Raw genomic sequence first — 15,459 nt, 5'->3', positions numbered from 1 at the left:
GGAGCGGGCAGCGAAGGAGCACACGATGAACATGGCCGTGGTCGGCCTTCTGACCGGAATGGCGCTGGGCTTCGCCGGGTACTTCGGCGGCTTCGGGGCCTTCGTCCTGGTGGCGGCGCTGGGCGCGATCGGGTTCGTCGCCGGACGGTTCCTCGACGGGGACCTGGAGGCGGGCGACTTCTTCCGGCCCCGGGCCCGCGACGACCGGCGGCGGTGAGCGTGGCGACGGCGTCGACGGCGCCCGGCGCGGCGGCCGTCGCCGAGGTGCCGCGAGGGGAGCGGGGCGCGACCCGCGTCGCGGACCGGGTGGTCGCGAAGATCGCCGCGGCGGCGGCCCGCGAGGCGCTGCGCGCCGCGGCCGAAGGCGCCCGCACCGGCGCCCACGCGACCGTCACCGTCCGGCGGCGGGATGGGCGGCTGCCGTTCGGTGAGGCCCATGTGCACGTCACCGTCGAGCTGGGCCACCCCACCCCGATCGGCGCGCGGTGCGGCGCGGTACGCCGTCAGGTCACCGCACGCGTACGGGAGTTGGCGGGGATGGACGTGTCCGAGGTGGCGGTAGAGGTGGAACGGCTGCACTCGCCGCTGGAACGGGACCGGGAAAGGCTGCGATGAGCGACGACGCACGCGCCGCCCCCCGGCGGACGGTGACCCTGGAGAAGGACCCGGAGCCCGCGCCCGCCGCTCCCGGCCACGGCAGGGCGCGCCGGTTCTGGTCCGCCCGCCGCCTCCCGTCCGCCGTGGTGGCGCTGCTTGCGCTGGCCGGGGCGGGACCGCTGCTCTACGACGTGGCGGCGGTGCGCGCCGACAGGCCCGCGATGGTGTGGCGCCGACGCCTCGCCGACGAGCTGGCCACCCGTCCTCTCGACGACCCCTGGGTGCTGGGCGGCGCCGCGGCGGCGATGGCGGTCGGCCTGTGGCTGCTGGTGCTGGCGCTCACGCCGGGGCTGCGCAAGGTGCTGCCGATGCGCCGCGCCACGCCCGATGTGCGGGCCGGCCTTGACCGGGCGGCCGCCGCGCTGGTGCTGCGGGACCGGGCGATGGAGGTGTCCGGTGTGCAGTCCGTCAAGGTGACGGCCGGGCGCCGCAAGGTGAAGGTGGCGGCCGTCTCGCACTTCCGGGAGCCGGACCGGGTGCGGGCGGATCTCGACGCGGTGCTCGGCGAGGGGATGCACGGGCTGGGGCTGGCCCGGCCGTTGCGGCGTTCCGTCCACGTCCGCCGCCCGAAGAAGAGGTGAGCGAGCGATGCGCAGGGTCCGGCGCGGCGTCAACCGCGTACTGCTGGGGCTGATCGGCGCGGTACTGCTGGGCGGCGGCGCCGCGGTGCTCACGGCCGGTCTCGGGCTGCCGTCGGCGTGGCACTTCGCGCTGCCCGCCGACTGGCCCTGGTCGCGCAGCGACGGGGTGCTGCTGCCGGCGGCGGACCGCACCCGCTTCACGGACCGCGGCTGGTGGTGGCCGGTCGTCATCGCCGCGCTCGCCGTCGTGGTGCTGCTGCTCCTGTGGTGGCTGCTGGCGCAGCTCCGGCGCCGTCGGCTCGGGCAGATCATGATCGACAGCGGGGACGGCGAGGGCGCTTCGGTCCGCGGCCGGGCGCTGGAGGACGTGGTGGCGGTGGAGGCCGGGGCGCTCGACGGGGTGGAGCGCGCGGACGCGCTGCTGTGCGGCCGCCGGACCGCGCCCCAGCTCCGCGCCGTGGTGGCGCTCGCCCCGCACGCCGACCCCGGCGCCGTACTGCTGCGCCTGTCGGACGGGGCGGTGACGGACGCCCGGACCTCCACGGGGCTGGCGCGGCTGCCCGCCGAGATCCGGTTGCGGGCGGTGCGGCACCGGGCGGAACGCGTGAGTTGAGGGCGGGCGGTTGTTGCGTACGGGGGAGGGGCAGGCCGCGCGCCGGGTGGCCCGGACGCCGCCCCGTCCCCCTCCTCTCAGAACCCCCGGCGCGCCCCGCCGTCCACCGGCACCATCACACCGGTCAGGTACGACGCGGCGGGCGACAGCAGGAACGCCGCGGTGCGGCCGAACTCGTCGGGCTCGCCGTAGCGGCCCAGCGGGATCGTCGCGCAGTTGCGGGCGCGGTTGGCCTCGGGGTCGCCGGAGACCGCGTCGAGCTGCGTCATCCGGTCGGTGGCGATCCGTCCGGGCAGGACGCCGACGACGCGGATGCCGCGCGGCCCGACCTCGTCGGCGAGCGACTTGGCGAACCCGGCGAGCCCGGGGCGCAGCCCGTTGGAGACGGTCAGCCCGCCGATCGGCTCGTACACCGAGCCGGACAGCACGAAGCCGATGACGCCGCCCTCGCCCAGCTCGGCGGCGACCGCGCGGGCCAGCCGGACCGCGCCGAGGAAGACGGTCTCGAAGCCGTCGCGCCACTGGTCGTCGGTGAGGTCGGTGGTGCGGCCGGGCGGCGGGCCGCCGACGCTGATGAGGATGCCGTCGAGGCGTCCGAAGCGCTCGCGGGCGGTGGCGATCAGGCGTTCCGGCGTCTGGGGGCCGGCGTTGTCGGCGGCGACGCCGACGGCCCGTTCGCCCAGTTCGGCGGCGGCCGCGGCGGCGCTCTCCGCGGTGCGGCCGGTCAGTACGACGCGCGCGCCGTCAGCGGTCAGCGCCCGGGCGGTGGCGAGGCCGAGGCCGCGGGTGGCGCCGGTGACGAGATAGGTCCGGTCGGTGAGTCCAAGGTCCATGGGGCTAGTCTGCACCGGCCTCACCGAACAGCGTGAAGGCGGTTCCGACCAGGCCGATGTGGCTGAACGCCTGCGGGAAGTTGCCGAGTTGCCGTCCGCCCGCCGGGTCGTACTCCTCGGCGAGCAGACCGACGTCGTTGCGCAGTGCGAGGAGGCGGGAGAACAGGTCGCGGGCCTCGCGCCCGCGGCCCGTCAGGTGGAGCGCCTCGGCGAGCCAGAAGGAGCAGGCGAGGAACGTGCCCTCGTCGCCGGGCAGTCCGTCGACCGCGTTGTCGCCGGTGGCGTAGCGGCGGACCAGGCCGTCCTGGGTGAGCGTGGCGCGGACCGCGTCGACGGTGCCGATGACGCGGGGATCGTCGCCGGGCAGGAAGCCGAGGCGGGGGATGAGCAGGGTCGCGGCGTCCAGCGCGGTGGAGCCGTAGAACTGGGTGAAGGTGGACCGGGCGGCGTCGTAGCCCTGCGCGCAGACCTCGCGGTGGATGGTGTCCCGCAGCTCCCGCCAGCGCCGCAGGTCGCCCCGGGCCCCGGGGACGGCTTCGAGGGTGCGGACCGCGCGGTCGACGGCGACCCAGGCCATGACCTTGGAGTGGACGAAGTGGCGGCGCGGGCCGCGGATCTCCCACAGGCCCTCGTCCGGTTCGCGCCAGGTGGTGGCGAGGTACTCCACCAGTGCGCGCTGGATGTTCCAGGCGTGCGGCTGAGACGGCAGCCCGGCGACGCGGGCGCCGTGGAAGGCGTCCAGCACCTCGCCGTAGACGTCGAGTTGCCGCTGGTCGACGGCGGCGTTGCCGAGCCGGACGGGCGCGGAGGCGGCGAACCCGGACAGCCAGGGCAGTTCGGCCTCCGGCAGCCGCCGCTCGCCCGCGACGCCGTACATGATCTGCAGGTCCTCGGGGGCACCGGCGACCGCGCGCAGCAGCCAGTCCCGCCAGGCCGCCGCCTCGTCGAGATAGCCCGCGCCGATCAGGGAGGTGAGGGTCAACGAGGCGTCGCGCAGCCAGCAGTAGCGGTAGTCCCAGTTGCGGACGGAGCCGAGCGCCTCGGGCAGCGAGGTGGTGGGCGCGGCGACGATGCCGCCGGTGGGGGCGTACGTCAGCGCCTTGAGGGTGATCAGCGACCGCAGGACGGCGTCGCGGTGCGGTCCGGTGTAGCGGCACCGCGCCGACCAGGCGTGCCAGTCGTCGAGGGTGCAGTCGAGGGCGTCGTACGGGTCGATGATCCGCGGGCGCGGACGGTGAGAGGGGTGCCAGGTCAGGACGGAGGCGTAGCGCTCGCCGGGCCGCACGGTGAACTCCGAGCGGGTGCTGAAGTCCTTGCCGTACGTGGTGACCTGGGGTTCGGTGCGCAGCCAGACGGCGTCCGGACCGGCGACGGCGGCCCGGCAGCCCTCGGCGCGGCGCATCCACGGCACCACCCGGCCGTAGTCGAACCGCAGCCGCAGCACGCCGCGCATCTCGACGTGGCCGCGCAGTCCCTCGACGATGCGGACGACGTCGGGGGCACGGTCGCGCTGCGGCATGAAATCGGTGACCTTGACACAGCCGTCCGGGGTGTCCCAGACGGTGTCGAGGACGAGGGAGTCGCCGCGGTAGGAGCGGGTGGCGCGGGCGTCGGGGTGGACGGGGGCCATCCGCCAGTGGCCGTTGTCCCGGTCGCCGAGGAGCGCGGCGAAGCAGGCGCCGGAGTCGAAGCGCGGCAGGCAGAGCCAGTCGATCGACCCGTCGCGGCCGACGAGGGCGGCGGTCTGCAGATCGCCGATGAGCGCGTAGTCCTCGATGCGTGGGGGCACCCAGCGGGCTTTCCCGCCGGGCGGCGCCGCTATTCGGGGGCCGCGGCCGTCCGGGCTACAGGGGCGTCCGCGGGCGGGGCGTCCGTGGCGTCCGCCGGGTCCGCGTCCGTGGCGTCCGGTTCCGTCGCGGTGGTGTCCGCTCCCGCCGCCGCGGCCGCCGCCCGGTCCCGGCGCTCCCGGCGGACGAGGACGACCCAGCCGACCGGCACCGCCGCGGCGAACAGCCACCACTGCACGGCGTACGCCATGTGCGGGCCGATGCTGTCGTGGTCCGGCTCCGGGACCAGCTCGGGGGTGTGGTGCGGGGTGTTCGGCGCGTTCTGCTCGATGTACCCGGCGAGCACCGGGCGGTGCAGCAGCTTCGCCTGCTGGGCGCTGTTGATGAGCATGACCTGGCGGTCGGGCAGGCCCTGCCGGTCCTTGATCCCGCTGCCCTCGGTGGTCTCGTCGGCCATCATCCGGCCGGTCACGGTGACCGTGCCGCGGGGCGCCGCGGGCACGTCCGGGAACTTGGTGAGGTCGCCCCCGGCCGCGATCCAGCCGCGGTTGACCAGCACCGTCCGGCCGTGACCGAGGTCGAGCGGGGTGAGGACGTAGTAGCCGATGGTCGATTCGTCGGCGGCGGTGCGCTGGCGGACGACGACCTCGTGGGCGGCGTCGTACGTGCCGGTGGCGGTGACCGTGCGCCACATGTCGCCGCGGGGCAGGGCGCGCCCCGGGGAGGTCAGCTCGGTGACCGGTACCGGCTTCGCGTGGAGGTTGCGGTCGATGAGCTGGTTCTGCGCGACCCGGTGCTCATGGCGATGGAGCTGCCAGAAGCCCAGCTTGACCATGGCCGGGATCAGGACGAGGCCCACGAGGGTGAGGATCACCCATTGCCGGGACAACAGGAAGCGGTACACGGCTTCGACGGTACCTGGCGTGCGAACGCCCCCGAGCGGCGGGGCCGCCGGGGGCGATGCCGGGCGGCGGCGGGGCTCACACCCGGTCGACGATGCCCTGTTTCCCCGCGGCGCGGGCGCAGTGGGCGCCGCAGAACCACTGCCCGGAGGCCTCGACGCCCTGGCCGATGATCTGGACCCGGCAGTGTTCACAGATGGGCGCCATGCGGTGGATGGCGCAGGAGAAGGAGTCGAAGACGTGCCGCGCCCCGTCCTGCGTCTCCACGTAGAAGGCCAGGTCGTAGTCGTTTCCGCATACCTCGCAACGAGTCATGCGCCGCATCGTGCGGACCGCGGCGCGGCGGAGCAAGGCCATCGGGCCGGGTCGTCGGCGCGGCACCCGACCGGCGCAGCGACGGCCGGGCCGACCGGCGGTGTCACCCGGCGGGGGGCCGGACGTCCTGGAGGAGCTGCATGAAGGCCGCCTCGTCGATGACGGTGGTGCCGAACGTGCGGGCCTTGGCGGTCTTGGACGTCTGCGCGTCCGGGTCGTTGGTCACCAGCAGGCTGGTGAGGCGCGACAGGCTCGTCGCGACATGCAGCCCGGCCTCGATCGCGCGGTCCTCCAGCAGCTCACGGTCGACGGAGGTGTCGCCGGAGAATGCCACCCGCATGCCCTGCACCAGCTTGCCCCCGGCCTCGTACCGCCCCGGGTTGGGGTACGGGCAGGCCGGGCGCTTACGGGCGGGACGCCAGGAGGCGGTGGGACGGTACGACGAGGCGCCCGGATACTGCCGGGGCGCCGGGGTGTCGGACCACTCGGTGAGCGGCTGGCAGGCCAGCAGCGGCAGCCGCAGGTTCTCCCGGGCGGCGCGCCGCAGGCTCGGCCGGAACGTCTCGGCCAGCACCCGGGCGTCGTCCAGCGCGTGGTGGGCCTGCTCCTGGACCACGCCGTAGTGGGCGGCGAGGGTCTCCAGCTTGTGGTTGGCGAGCGGCAGGCCCAGCTCCTTGGAGAGGGCGATGGTGCACAGCCGGCGGTTCACCGGGGCGACCGCCGTGGCGCGGGCGTACTCGCGGGCGATCATCGACCAGTCGAACATGGCGTTGTGGGCGACCAGGACGCGGCCCTCCAGCCGCCGGGACAGCTCGGGCACGATCTCCGGGAAGAGCGGCGCGTCGGCCAGCACCTCGCTGGTCAGGCCGTGGATCCACACCGGCCCGGGGTCGCGCTCCGGGTTGACGAGGGTGTACCAGCGGTCCTGGAACTCGCCCCGGGCGTCGAGCTGGTAGACGGCGGCGGAGATGATCCGGTCGTCACGGGCGAGGCCGGTGGTCTCGACGTCGACCACGGCGTACCCCTCGGGGTAGGCGTCCGGCCAGGGGACCGGCGGGGTCTGCGGGCCCGGCTGCTGCCCGATCCTCGGCGCGATCGGGTCGGCTGCTGTGTGGTCTTCGAGCATGGTCCCTGAGGATACGGGCCGCCACTGACAGCCACCGCACCGCCGTCGGCCCCGTGGCCGGACTCGGCCCGTGGGCGCAGCTGCCGGGCCAACGACGGCCACCACAACGGAAAGCGGGCGAATGTGCATCAAGAGGGAGGATTTCTCAACGGTTCGTTACCGGCGGTATCCCCGGGCCGGAAACTGACACCCCGTCTCACATACTTCTCGGTAACCACCTCTAGCCGCGCCCCCGGCACCGCACTTATCGTGCCGGACATGCCGCACCTTCCCGATGTCGTGCTGTGGTCCGTCCCCGCCTTCCTCCTGCTCACCGCCGTCGAGGTGGCGAGCTACCGCCTGCGCCCCGACGAGGACGCCGCGGGCTACGAGGCCAAGGACGCGGCCACCAGCGTCGGCATGGGACTGGGCAGTCTCGCCTTCGACGCCCTGTGGAAGATCCCGATCGTGGCGATCTACTCCGCCGTCCATGCGCTGACCCCGCTGCGGGTGCCGGTGCTGTGGTGGACGCTGCTGCCGATGCTCCTGGTGCAGGACTTCCTCTACTACTGGTCGCACCGCGGGCACCACGTCATACGCGTCCTGTGGGCGTGCCACGTCGTCCACCACTCCAGCCGGAAGTTCAACCTCACCACCGCGCTGCGGCAGCCCTGGACGAGCTGGACCGTCTGGCCGTTCTACCTGCCGATGATCGTGCTCGGCGTCCATCCGGCGGCCGTCGCCTTCTGTTCCGGCGTCAGCCTCGTCTACCAGTTCTGGGTGCACACCGAGCGGATAGGCAAGCTGCCGCGGCTTGTCGAGTTCGTCCTGAACACGCCCTCCCACCATCGGGTGCACCACGCCTCGCAGGGCGGCTACCTGGACCGCAACTTCGGCGGCATCCTGATCATCTGGGACCGGATGTTCGGCTCCTTCGTCCCGGAGACCGAGCGGCCCGTCTACGGCCTCACCAAGAACATCGCCACCTGCAACCCGCTGCGCGTCGCCACCCACGAGTACGCCGCCCTCGCCCGCGACCTCCGCGCCGCCACCGGCTGGCGCGAACGGGCGGGCCGGATCTTCCGCGGCCCGGGCTGGCAGCCCACGGCCCGGCCCGCGACCGTTGCCGACGCGGGCGCCCCCGGGGGCGGCGCACCGGGCGGCCCACCCGGGGGCGGCCCCGTGGCCGCGCTCACCGGAGGCACCACGGTCGCGCCCACCGGAGGCCCGGCCCCCGGCCCGTCCACCACCGCCGCGTCCATCGCCGCGCCCACCGTCAAGAGAGGTGCCGCGTGAACCCGACGCGCCCCCGCCCCCGCGCCGCCCGCGCGCTGCTCGCCGGGTTCGCCGTGCTGGTCGCCGTCCACCTCGTCGCGCTGCTCGTCCGTACCGCCGCCGGATCCGGCAGCGGCGCGGGTGCCGTCGCCCACGCCGCGGTCCTGGCGACCAAACCGGCCCTGATGCCGGTCCTCGCCGGGTACGCCCTCGCCCGGGGCGGCCCGCCGCTGATGGCCGGAGCGCTGCTCCTCGGCTGCTGCGGCGACACCCTCCTGCAGATCGGCGGCGACCTCCTCTTCCTGCTGGGTATGGCCGCGTTCGCCGCCGGACACGTCTGCTATCTCGTCCTCTTCGCCCGGCACGGCACCGCGCCCACCCGCGCCCGCACCGCCGCCGCGGCGTACGCCCTCGCCTGCGCGACCCTCGTCGTCCTGCTGTGGCCCGGCCTCCCGGTGGACCTGCGGGGCCCGGTCGCCGGGTACAGCCTGCTGCTGACCGGCATGGCCTTCGGTGCCCTGCGCGCCGGGGCGCTCGCCGCCGTCGGCGGGCTGCTCTTCCTGCTCTCCGACAGCCTCATCGCCACCGGGATCGCCGCCTGGCCCCAGGCGCCCGCCCCGCACTTCTGGGTCATGCTCACCTACGTGGCAGCCCAACTCGCCCTCACCCTGGGGCTGTTGCGGACCGCCGGGCGTACGGTCCCGGCCGCCTCCGCCGCACCGCACCCGGTCCGCGTCTGAACCCACCGGCGCCGACGCCGTACCGGGCGGGCCGCACGCCACTTCGCCCGGTACGCGGCCGCGACCGGCGGGCCGCCCCGCCGCGGGGCCGTGCCCCGGCTCGTCGGCGCGAGCGGGATCACCTCCGGCGCAACGAAGCGCCCGCCCCGCGGTGGCGCCCGCCGCACCCCCGAGCGCCCCCTACTCCCGCGAATTTCCCCCAACAACCCCTGTCGCCGGGCCCGCACCCCCTCTACGATGCGTGATCCACATCACTTACGTTCCCTTTACCATCGGGTCCGCCGTCGGACACCACGCGTCAGGAGAATCCGTGAGCAGCGCACCGCCCACCGGCCCCGGGCCGCAGGAACCGCCCGGCTCCGCCGGGCCCCCGGTCACCACCGCCCCGCCCGCCGGCGACGCGGACCCGGGACGCGCACCGCACCCGTACGCCGAGGTCCAGCAGAGCGCGGAATTCGGCGAACTGCGCCGCGGCCACCGCGCGTTCGCCTTCCCCCTCACGATCGCCTTCGTCCTCTGGTACCTCGTCTACGTCCTGCTGTCGAGCTACGCGGGCGGCTTCATGGCGGTCAAGGTCGCCGGGAACGTCAACGTCGCCCTCGTCCTGGGCCTCGCGCAGTTCCTGACGACGTTCCTCATCGCCTGGTGGTACTCCCGCCACGCCGCGAGGCGTCTCGACCCGAAGGCCGAAGCCATCAAGAACCGTCTGGAGGGCGACGCATGACCGCCGCGCACCCGCTCGCCCTGCCGCTCGCCGCCGGAGGCGCGGGCGAGCACCGCACCCTGATCATCAGCCTCTTCGCCCTCTTCGTCGCCGCCACCTTGGTCATCACCCTCTGGGCCGGGCGGCAGACCCGCAACGCCGAGGACTTCTACGCCGGGGGACGCCAGTTCAGCGGCTTCCAGAACGGCCTCGCCATCTCCGGCGACTACATGTCCGCCGCGTCCTTCCTCGGCATCGCCGGGGCCATCGCCCTCTCCGGCTACGACGGCTTCCTCTACTCCATCGGCTTCCTCGTCGCCTGGCTCGTCGCGCTGCTCCTGGTCGCCGAACCGCTGCGCAACTCCGGCCGTTACACCATGGGCGACGTCCTCGCCTACCGGATGCGTCAGCGTCCGGTCCGCACCGCCGCCGGGACCTCCACCATCGTCGTCTCGATCTTCTACCTGCTCGCCCAGATGGCCGGCGCCGGTGCCCTCGTCACCCTGCTCCTCGGCATCACCAGCGAGACCGGAAAGATCCTCGTCGTCGTCCTCGTCGGCATCGTGATGGTCCTCTACGTCTCCATCGGAGGGATGAAGGGCACCACGTGGGTGCAGATGGTCAAGGCGGTCCTGCTGATCGCCGGGACGCTGCTCATCACGTTCCTCGTCATGCTGAAGTTCCACTTCAACATCTCCGCGCTGCTCGGCGCCGCCGCCGAGAACAGCGGCAAGGGTGCCGCCTTCCTCGAACCGGGCCTCAAGTACGGCGTCACCGCCACCTCGAAGATCGACTTCATCTCCCTCGGCCTCGCCCTGGTCCTCGGCACCGCCGGACTGCCGCACATCCTCATCCGCTTCTACACCGTCCCCACCGCCAAGGCCGCCCGGAAGTCGGTGAACTGGGCGATCGGCATCATCGGCGTCTTCTACCTGATGACCATCGCCCTCGGCTTCGGCGCCGCGGCGCTCCTCAAGCCCGCGGAGATCACCGCCGCCAACAAGGCGGGCAACACCGCCGCCCCGCAGCTCGCCGAGGTCATCGGCGGCGGCGCCGGATCCACCGGCGGCGCGGTCCTCCTCGCCGTCATCTCCGCCGTCGCCTTCGCCACCATCCTCGCCGTCGTCGCGGGCCTCACCCTCGCCTCCTCCTCGTCCTTCGCCCACGACATCTACGTCAATGTGATCCGCAAGGGGAACGCCACGGAGAAGGAGGAGGTCGGTGCGGCCCGTTGGGCGACCGTCGGCATCGGCGCCGTCGCCATCGTCCTCGGCGTCTTCGCCCGCGGCCTCAACGTCGCCGGTCTCGTCGCCCTCGCCTTCGCCGTCGCCGCCTCCGCCAATCTCCCCACCCTCCTCTACAGCCTCTTCTGGAAGCGGTTCACCACTCAGGGCGCCCTCTGGTCCATCTACGGCGGGCTCACCGCCTCCGTGCTCCTGGTCCTCTTCTCGCCCGTCGTCTCCGGCAAGGAGACCTCGATGTTCCCCGCCGCCGACTTCGCCTTCTTCCCGCTGGAGAACCCCGGCCTGATCTCCATCCCGCTGGGCTTCCTCCTCGGCTGGCTGGGCTCCCTGCTCTCCTCGGAGGAGCCGGACGCCGACAAGTACGCCGAACTGGAGGTCCGCTCCCTGACCGGCACCGGAGCGCACTGAACCACCCGCCGGGGCGGCGGCGTCGTAGGGATCTACGACGCCGCCGCCCCGGCCCCGTGCATCTCACGCCTGCCCGGTGTCACCCCCATCGCGTAGGCTCGAAGGAGCGACGAACACCATAGGACCGCACCCGGGGAGGGGCCTCGTGCTCATCGACACCTTCGGACGTGTCGCTACCGACCTGCGCGTTTCCGTCACGGACCGCTGCAATCTGCGGTGCACGTACTGCATGCCGGAAGAGGGCCTGCAGTGGCTCGCCAAACCCGATCTGCTCACCGACGACGAGATCGTCCGCCTCATCACCCTCGCCGTCGACCGCCTCGGCATCGACGAGGTCCGCTTCACCGGCGGCGAGCCCCTGCTGCGCCCCGGACTGACCGGCATCGTCGCCCGCGTCGCTCAGCTCGGCAATCGCCCCAGGATGTCCCTGACGACCAACGGCATCGGCCTGGAGCGCACCGCCGAAGCCCTCCGCGACGCCGGGCTCGACCGCGTCAACGTCTCCCTGGACACCCTCCGCCCGGACGTCTTCCAGACCCTGACCCGCCGCAAGCGCCACGCCGACGTGCTCCGCGGTCTGGCCGCCGCCCACGCCGCCGGGCTCAACCCCGTCAAGATCAACGTCGTGCTGATGCCCGGCCGCAACGACGACGAGGCCCCCGACCTCCTCGCCTGGGCCATGGAGCACGACTACGAGCTGCGGTTCATCGAGCAGATGCCACTCGACGCCCAGCACGGCTGGCACCGCGACGGCATGATCACCGCCGACGCCATCCTCACCTCGCTGCGCACCCGCTTCACCCTCACCCCCGAAGGCGAGGAACAGCGCGGTGCGGCGCCCGCCGAACGCTGGATCGTGGACGGCGGTCCGCACCGCGTCGGCGTCATCGCGTCCGTCACCCGCCCGTTCTGCCAGGCCTGCGACCGCACCCGCCTCACCGCCGACGGCCAGATACGGACGTGCCTGTTCGCCACCGAGGAGACCGATCTGCGCGCCGCCCTGCGCTCGGGGACCCCGGACGACGAACTGGCCCGTATCTGGGAGCGCGCGATGTGGGGCAAGAAGGCCGGGTCGGGTCTCGACGATCCGTCGTTCCTCCAGCCGGACCGCCCCATGTCGGCGATCGGCGGCTGACCTCCGCGGCCGTCCGCCGGGCCGCGCGGCACGCTCAGCCGTCGCGGTCCGCGGACTCCCATTCCTCCAGCGTCACCACGTCCTTGAGGAATCCGCGGACGCCGAGGAACTGCGACAGATGCTCCCGGTGCTCCTCGCAGGCGAGCCAGGTCTTGCGGCGCTCGGGCGTATGCAGCTTCGGGTTGTTCCAGGCCAGCACCCACACGGCGGGGGCACGGCAGCCCTTCGCGGAGCAGATGACGGCGCTGTCGCCGGAGTCCGGCACGTTCGGGGAGTTCACGCTCTTCACCCTACGTTCCGCGGACCGCCCCGGCGGAGGCGCGTGCGGCGGGGCCACCGGAGGGCGTCAACTCCCGTGCCACGGTGGCGAAGACAGGACGACGCCGGGCAGCCACGGGGGGAGCCGCCCGGCGTCGGTCCATCGCTCCGACGGGGGATGCGGAGCGCGTACGCAGTATGTCACGCGCCGGTAGCCGGGGTGCACCGGAACGGAATGATTGATCTGAGGTTTTCTTGAGCTTGCGCGCGGTGTGATGCCCCCGTTCGTGGTGCCCCGCAGGTCAGTCGGTGGAGGCGCCCCGACCGGTCCCGTCCGCCGTCGGTGCCTCGTCCCCCGGATCGGCCGCCGGCACACCGCCGCCTCCGGCTGCGAGCGCCGGACGCGTCGGCGCGGCGACGAAGGTCGACGGCAGCGAGGTCACGTTCTCCCGGCCCGCGTTGGCGACGACCACCGCAACGTACGGCAGCGCGAAGCCCAGCACCAGCGTGGCGACGGCGATCGGCCGCTCGACGTTCCACAGCACGACGGTGAGCACCACGGCCAGCGTCCGCAGGGACATCGAGATCACGTAGCGCCGCTGCCGCCCGCGCACATCCTCCGACAGCCCCCGCCGGGCCCCCGTGATCCGGAAGGTCTCGGCGCCGCTCTGCTTCCGCATCCCGCTCCACCATCTGCTAGGCCGTGTCCGCAACGTCCCGCCCGGGCGCGCGGCCCCGTCCGGGTGTCCCGTCGTCCGCCGAGGCGTCACGGTGTGGGCGGGACGGTGCGGACGCGACCGGAGTCCCGCCGGAGTCTCCCTGATTCCGGACACTGACACGGTACGCCGCACCCGCGCCGCGGACGAGACCGGGGCCGCCACCGGAGTCCGGCCCGCCGCCGTCCGCGCCCGGCTCCGCGTGCGGTGTGGCGGGGGCGGCGTGACACTGGCGGGGCACGGTCCGCTCCCGCGCCGAACCAGGAGGCGACATGCATTGGTTGTGGGCCCTCATCGTCGGCCTGATCCTGGGGCTGATCGCCAAGGCCATCATCCCCGGCAAGCAGCACATCCCGCTCTGGCTGACAGTGATCTGCGGTCTGATCGGCAGCGTCCTGGGCAACTGGGCCGCCACCGGCCTCGGCGTCAACGAGACCAGAGGCATCGACTGGATCCGCCATCTCCTCCAGCTGATCGGCGCCATCATCCTCGTCGTCATCGGTGAACGCATCTGGATCACCGTACGCGGCAACCGCAGCCGCCACACCCGCACCTGACCCGCCCACCGAACGCCGCGGCGCCGCGGCGCCCGGAAACGCACGGACGGCCGGTGCGCGCGATGCGTACCGGCCGTCCGGGGCGGCGGGGGAGAGGCCCGTCAGACGCCGTCGATCCTGGCGAGCTTGCGGCCCGCCTTGAGGTACACGCCCTCACCGGCCGGGGCCTCGGCGACCACCTCGGCGAGCGGCCGCACCGCGTCCGCCTCGGCGATCACCACCGTCTGCTGCCCGTCGGCGCCCTCGACGACCAGCTTCAGCGCGTTCTGCTTCGCCAGCCGCCGGGCAGCCGAGGCGCTCGGCGTGAACTCCAGGACCTTCGTCAGCACCGCCGCGACCGTCTCCGCGCCGTGCGCCGCGACATCGACGGACGGCAGCGAACCGACGTCCGTGAACGACTTCTTGGAGAACTGCGCGGTGAACCCGGCCCGCGCGGCCATCGCCGCCTCCAGGCCGTACAGCGCGGTCACCACCTCACCTGCGAGGATCTTCTTCAGATCCATCGGGTGCAGCGACCGCTCCTCGACCCGCTTCAGGGCGAGGGTGATCTCGTCGTCGGTCCACTCCGTCCACGCCTTGAGGTACGGCTCCATGAGACGGTCCGGCACCGACATGATCTTGCCGAAGACGTCGTCGGCGGGGGCGCTGAGGCCGACGTAGTTCCCCTTCGACTTCGACATCTTGGCGCCGGTGCCGTCGGTGCCCTCGATCAGCGGCATCGTCACGACCAGCTGCGGCTGCTGCCCGCGCAGCTCCATCAGCTTGCGGCCCATCTGCAGATTGAGCAGCTGGTCCGAGCCGCCCAGCTCGACATCGCACTCCAGCGCCACCGAGTCCAGGCCCTGCGCGATCGGGTACAGCAGCTCCGTCATCGTCAGCCCGGAACCGGCCGCCAGCCGGTTGCGGAAGTCCTCACGCTGGAGCAGCTGCGACGCCGGGACCTGCGAGAGCAGCGACAGCAGCTCCGGGAAGGTGTACGGCGCCAGCCACTCGCTGTTCTGCCGGAAGCTGACGTGCTCGAAGTCGAAGAACGGCCGGACCTGCTCGCGGTAGGTGGCGAGGTTGGCCGCGATGTCGTCGTCGGTCAGCGGCGGCCGCTCGGCGGTCCGGCCCGACGGGTCACCGATCTTGGCGGTGAAGTCACCGATGATCAGTGTGACGGAGTGGCCCAGCCGCTGGAACCGGCTCAGCACGATCAGCGGCACCGCGTGCCCGAGGTGGACATCGGTCGCCGTCGGGTCGATGCCCAGCTTGATGTGGAGACCGTGGCCCGCCGCACGGCGTTCCTCGATCCGCCCCGCCAGTTTCTCCACGCCCGGCAGCACCTCGACGGCGCGCCCCGCGATCAGCGCCGCCTGCTCCTTCGGCGGCAGGTCCGTCAGGTCGAGAGAGCGCCGCGCGCCCGTCTCCCGGAGCAACTCCTGGACGGTGGCGTCCGTGGAGAGGTCGGCGGAGAGCAGGGTCGTGGCGCGGGCGACGGATTCGCCGAGGCGTGTCATGGCGTTCCTGATCGGTTGTGGTTCCCGAAGGGGAGGACGAGGAGACAGTCTATTCGCTGCGTGTCCACCGCCTTCGCCTCCCCGGGCGACCGGCCGTTCGCCCTCCCGCACGGGCCCGGGGCCCGCTACGT

18 protein-coding genes are annotated in these 15,459 nt (G+C 73.3%); 10 read left to right on the top strand and 8 right to left on the bottom strand.

The window, feature by feature from the left end; all coding sequences use genetic code 11:
• Positions 1-25: 25 nt before the first annotated feature.
• Genes OG422_RS06470 through amaP form a run of 4 tightly spaced genes read left to right on the top strand, consistent with a single transcriptional unit; the run spans position 26 to position 1,851 of the window.
• Complete coding sequence (locus OG422_RS06470; protein WP_143944796.1) at positions 26-217, top strand: hypothetical protein; 192 nt, start codon at positions 26-28, stop codon at positions 215-217.
• On the top strand, positions 214-615 hold the full coding sequence (locus OG422_RS06465; protein ID WP_405740715.1) for a hypothetical protein: 402 nt from the start codon (positions 214-216) through the stop codon (positions 613-615). The genes OG422_RS06470 and OG422_RS06465 overlap by 4 nt, the downstream gene beginning before the upstream one ends.
• Positions 612-1,238 (top strand): DUF6286 domain-containing protein, encoded by a 627-nt coding sequence (locus OG422_RS06460; protein WP_405740712.1) that lies wholly within the window; start codon positions 612-614, stop codon positions 1,236-1,238. Before OG422_RS06465 ends, OG422_RS06460 begins: the two co-directional genes overlap by 4 nt.
• A gap of 7 nt (positions 1,239-1,245) precedes the next feature.
• Complete coding sequence (amaP, locus tag OG422_RS06455; RefSeq protein WP_405740709.1) at positions 1,246-1,851, top strand: alkaline shock response membrane anchor protein AmaP; 606 nt, start codon at positions 1,246-1,248, stop codon at positions 1,849-1,851.
• A gap of 77 nt (positions 1,852-1,928) precedes the next feature.
• Here amaP and OG422_RS06450 read toward each other — a convergent pair whose 3' ends face one another.
• The 5 genes from OG422_RS06450 to OG422_RS06430 all read right to left on the bottom strand — a co-directional run bounded on the left by OG422_RS06450 (position 1,929) and on the right by OG422_RS06430 (position 6,814).
• Positions 1,929-2,684: an SDR family oxidoreductase gene (locus OG422_RS06450; protein ID WP_405740706.1), complete on the bottom strand. Its 756-nt coding sequence runs from the start codon at positions 2,682-2,684 to the stop codon at positions 1,929-1,931.
• 4 nt (positions 2,685-2,688) lie between these two features.
• Complete coding sequence (locus tag OG422_RS06445) at positions 2,689-4,473, bottom strand: glycoside hydrolase family 15 protein (protein ID WP_405740703.1); 1,785 nt, start codon at positions 4,471-4,473, stop codon at positions 2,689-2,691.
• A gap of 29 nt (positions 4,474-4,502) precedes the next feature.
• The gene (locus OG422_RS06440) at positions 4,503-5,375 is read right to left on the bottom strand and encodes an SURF1 family protein (protein WP_143943805.1); all 873 of its coding nucleotides are present in this window, start codon (positions 5,373-5,375) and stop codon (positions 4,503-4,505) included.
• Positions 5,376-5,451: 76 nt separating this feature from the next.
• Positions 5,452-5,688, bottom strand: coding sequence for a hypothetical protein (locus tag OG422_RS06435; RefSeq protein WP_143943804.1), 237 nt, complete (start codon positions 5,686-5,688; stop codon positions 5,452-5,454).
• 103 nt (positions 5,689-5,791) lie between these two features.
• Entirely contained in the window at positions 5,792-6,814 is a 1,023-nt protein-coding gene (locus tag OG422_RS06430; protein WP_405740699.1) for a DEDDh family exonuclease, read from the bottom strand.
• Between the two features lie 258 nt (positions 6,815-7,072).
• Here OG422_RS06430 and OG422_RS06425 point away from each other — a divergent pair, with 258 nt between their 5' ends.
• The 5 genes from OG422_RS06425 (at position 7,073) to moaA (ending at position 12,298) form a co-directional block, all read left to right on the top strand.
• Positions 7,073-8,089: a sterol desaturase family protein gene (locus OG422_RS06425; protein ID WP_405740696.1), complete on the top strand. Its 1,017-nt coding sequence runs from the start codon at positions 7,073-7,075 to the stop codon at positions 8,087-8,089.
• Positions 8,086-8,808 (top strand): lysoplasmalogenase, encoded by a 723-nt coding sequence (locus OG422_RS06420; protein ID WP_405740693.1) that lies wholly within the window; start codon positions 8,086-8,088, stop codon positions 8,806-8,808. The genes OG422_RS06425 and OG422_RS06420 overlap by 4 nt, the downstream gene beginning before the upstream one ends.
• Before the next feature lie 310 nt (positions 8,809-9,118).
• The gene (locus tag OG422_RS06415) at positions 9,119-9,532 is read left to right on the top strand and encodes a DUF485 domain-containing protein (protein ID WP_405740690.1); all 414 of its coding nucleotides are present in this window, start codon (positions 9,119-9,121) and stop codon (positions 9,530-9,532) included.
• Positions 9,529-11,163, top strand: a complete 1,635-nt coding sequence (locus OG422_RS06410; RefSeq protein WP_405740687.1) for a cation acetate symporter — start codon at positions 9,529-9,531, stop codon at positions 11,161-11,163. Before OG422_RS06415 ends, OG422_RS06410 begins: the two co-directional genes overlap by 4 nt.
• Positions 11,164-11,308: 145 nt before the next feature.
• Complete coding sequence (gene moaA / locus OG422_RS06405; protein ID WP_405740684.1) at positions 11,309-12,298, top strand: GTP 3',8-cyclase MoaA; 990 nt, start codon at positions 11,309-11,311, stop codon at positions 12,296-12,298.
• Between the two features lie 34 nt (positions 12,299-12,332).
• Here the strand turns inward: moaA and OG422_RS06400 are convergent, their stop codons facing one another.
• Together OG422_RS06400 and OG422_RS06395 are read right to left on the bottom strand one after the other, a co-directional pair.
• Complete coding sequence (locus OG422_RS06400; RefSeq protein ID WP_143943413.1) at positions 12,333-12,578, bottom strand: hypothetical protein; 246 nt, start codon at positions 12,576-12,578, stop codon at positions 12,333-12,335.
• A 280-nt stretch (positions 12,579-12,858) separates the two neighbouring features.
• Complete coding sequence (locus OG422_RS06395) at positions 12,859-13,236, bottom strand: DUF3099 domain-containing protein (protein WP_405740681.1); 378 nt, start codon at positions 13,234-13,236, stop codon at positions 12,859-12,861.
• Between the two features lie 308 nt (positions 13,237-13,544).
• Here OG422_RS06395 and OG422_RS06390 point away from each other — a divergent pair, with 308 nt between their 5' ends.
• Complete coding sequence (locus OG422_RS06390) at positions 13,545-13,829, top strand: GlsB/YeaQ/YmgE family stress response membrane protein (RefSeq protein ID WP_143943411.1); 285 nt, start codon at positions 13,545-13,547, stop codon at positions 13,827-13,829.
• Between the two features lie 101 nt (positions 13,830-13,930).
• Here the strand turns inward: OG422_RS06390 and tyrS are convergent, their stop codons facing one another.
• On the bottom strand, positions 13,931-15,328 hold the full coding sequence (gene tyrS, locus OG422_RS06385; RefSeq protein WP_405740679.1) for a tyrosine--tRNA ligase: 1,398 nt from the start codon (positions 15,326-15,328) through the stop codon (positions 13,931-13,933).
• Between the last annotated feature and the right edge of the window lie 131 nt (positions 15,329-15,459).

Origin of the sequence: Streptomyces sp. NBC_01525, assembly GCF_045040405.1 — a bacterium.
Taxonomy (GTDB): domain Bacteria; phylum Actinomycetota; class Actinomycetes; order Streptomycetales; family Streptomycetaceae; genus Streptomyces; species Streptomyces benahoarensis.
Note: the sequence above shows the minus strand (reverse complement) of the source record. Positions and strands in the feature narration are given on the sequence as shown.

Coding starts and splice junctions, on each gene's coding strand:
- OG422_RS06470 (WP_143944796.1), top strand. CDS start 26: ATGAACATGGCCGTGGTCGGCCTTCTGACCGGAATGGCGCTGGGCTTC.
- OG422_RS06460 (WP_405740712.1), top strand. CDS start 612: ATGAGCGACGACGCACGCGCCGCCCCCCGGCGGACGGTGACCCTGGAG.
- amaP (WP_405740709.1), top strand. CDS start 1,246: ATGCGCAGGGTCCGGCGCGGCGTCAACCGCGTACTGCTGGGGCTGATC.
- OG422_RS06450 (WP_405740706.1), bottom strand. CDS start 2,684: ATGGACCTTGGACTCACCGACCGGACCTATCTCGTCACCGGCGCCACC.
- OG422_RS06435 (WP_143943804.1), bottom strand. CDS start 5,688: ATGACTCGTTGCGAGGTATGCGGAAACGACTACGACCTGGCCTTCTAC.
- OG422_RS06430 (WP_405740699.1), bottom strand. CDS start 6,814: ATGCTCGAAGACCACACAGCAGCCGACCCGATCGCGCCGAGGATCGGG.
- OG422_RS06425 (WP_405740696.1), top strand. CDS start 7,073: ATGCCGCACCTTCCCGATGTCGTGCTGTGGTCCGTCCCCGCCTTCCTC.
- OG422_RS06410 (WP_405740687.1), top strand. CDS start 9,529: ATGACCGCCGCGCACCCGCTCGCCCTGCCGCTCGCCGCCGGAGGCGCG.
- OG422_RS06395 (WP_405740681.1), bottom strand. CDS start 13,236: ATGCGGAAGCAGAGCGGCGCCGAGACCTTCCGGATCACGGGGGCCCGG.
- OG422_RS06390 (WP_143943411.1), top strand. CDS start 13,545: ATGCATTGGTTGTGGGCCCTCATCGTCGGCCTGATCCTGGGGCTGATC.
- tyrS (WP_405740679.1), bottom strand. CDS start 15,328: ATGACACGCCTCGGCGAATCCGTCGCCCGCGCCACGACCCTGCTCTCC.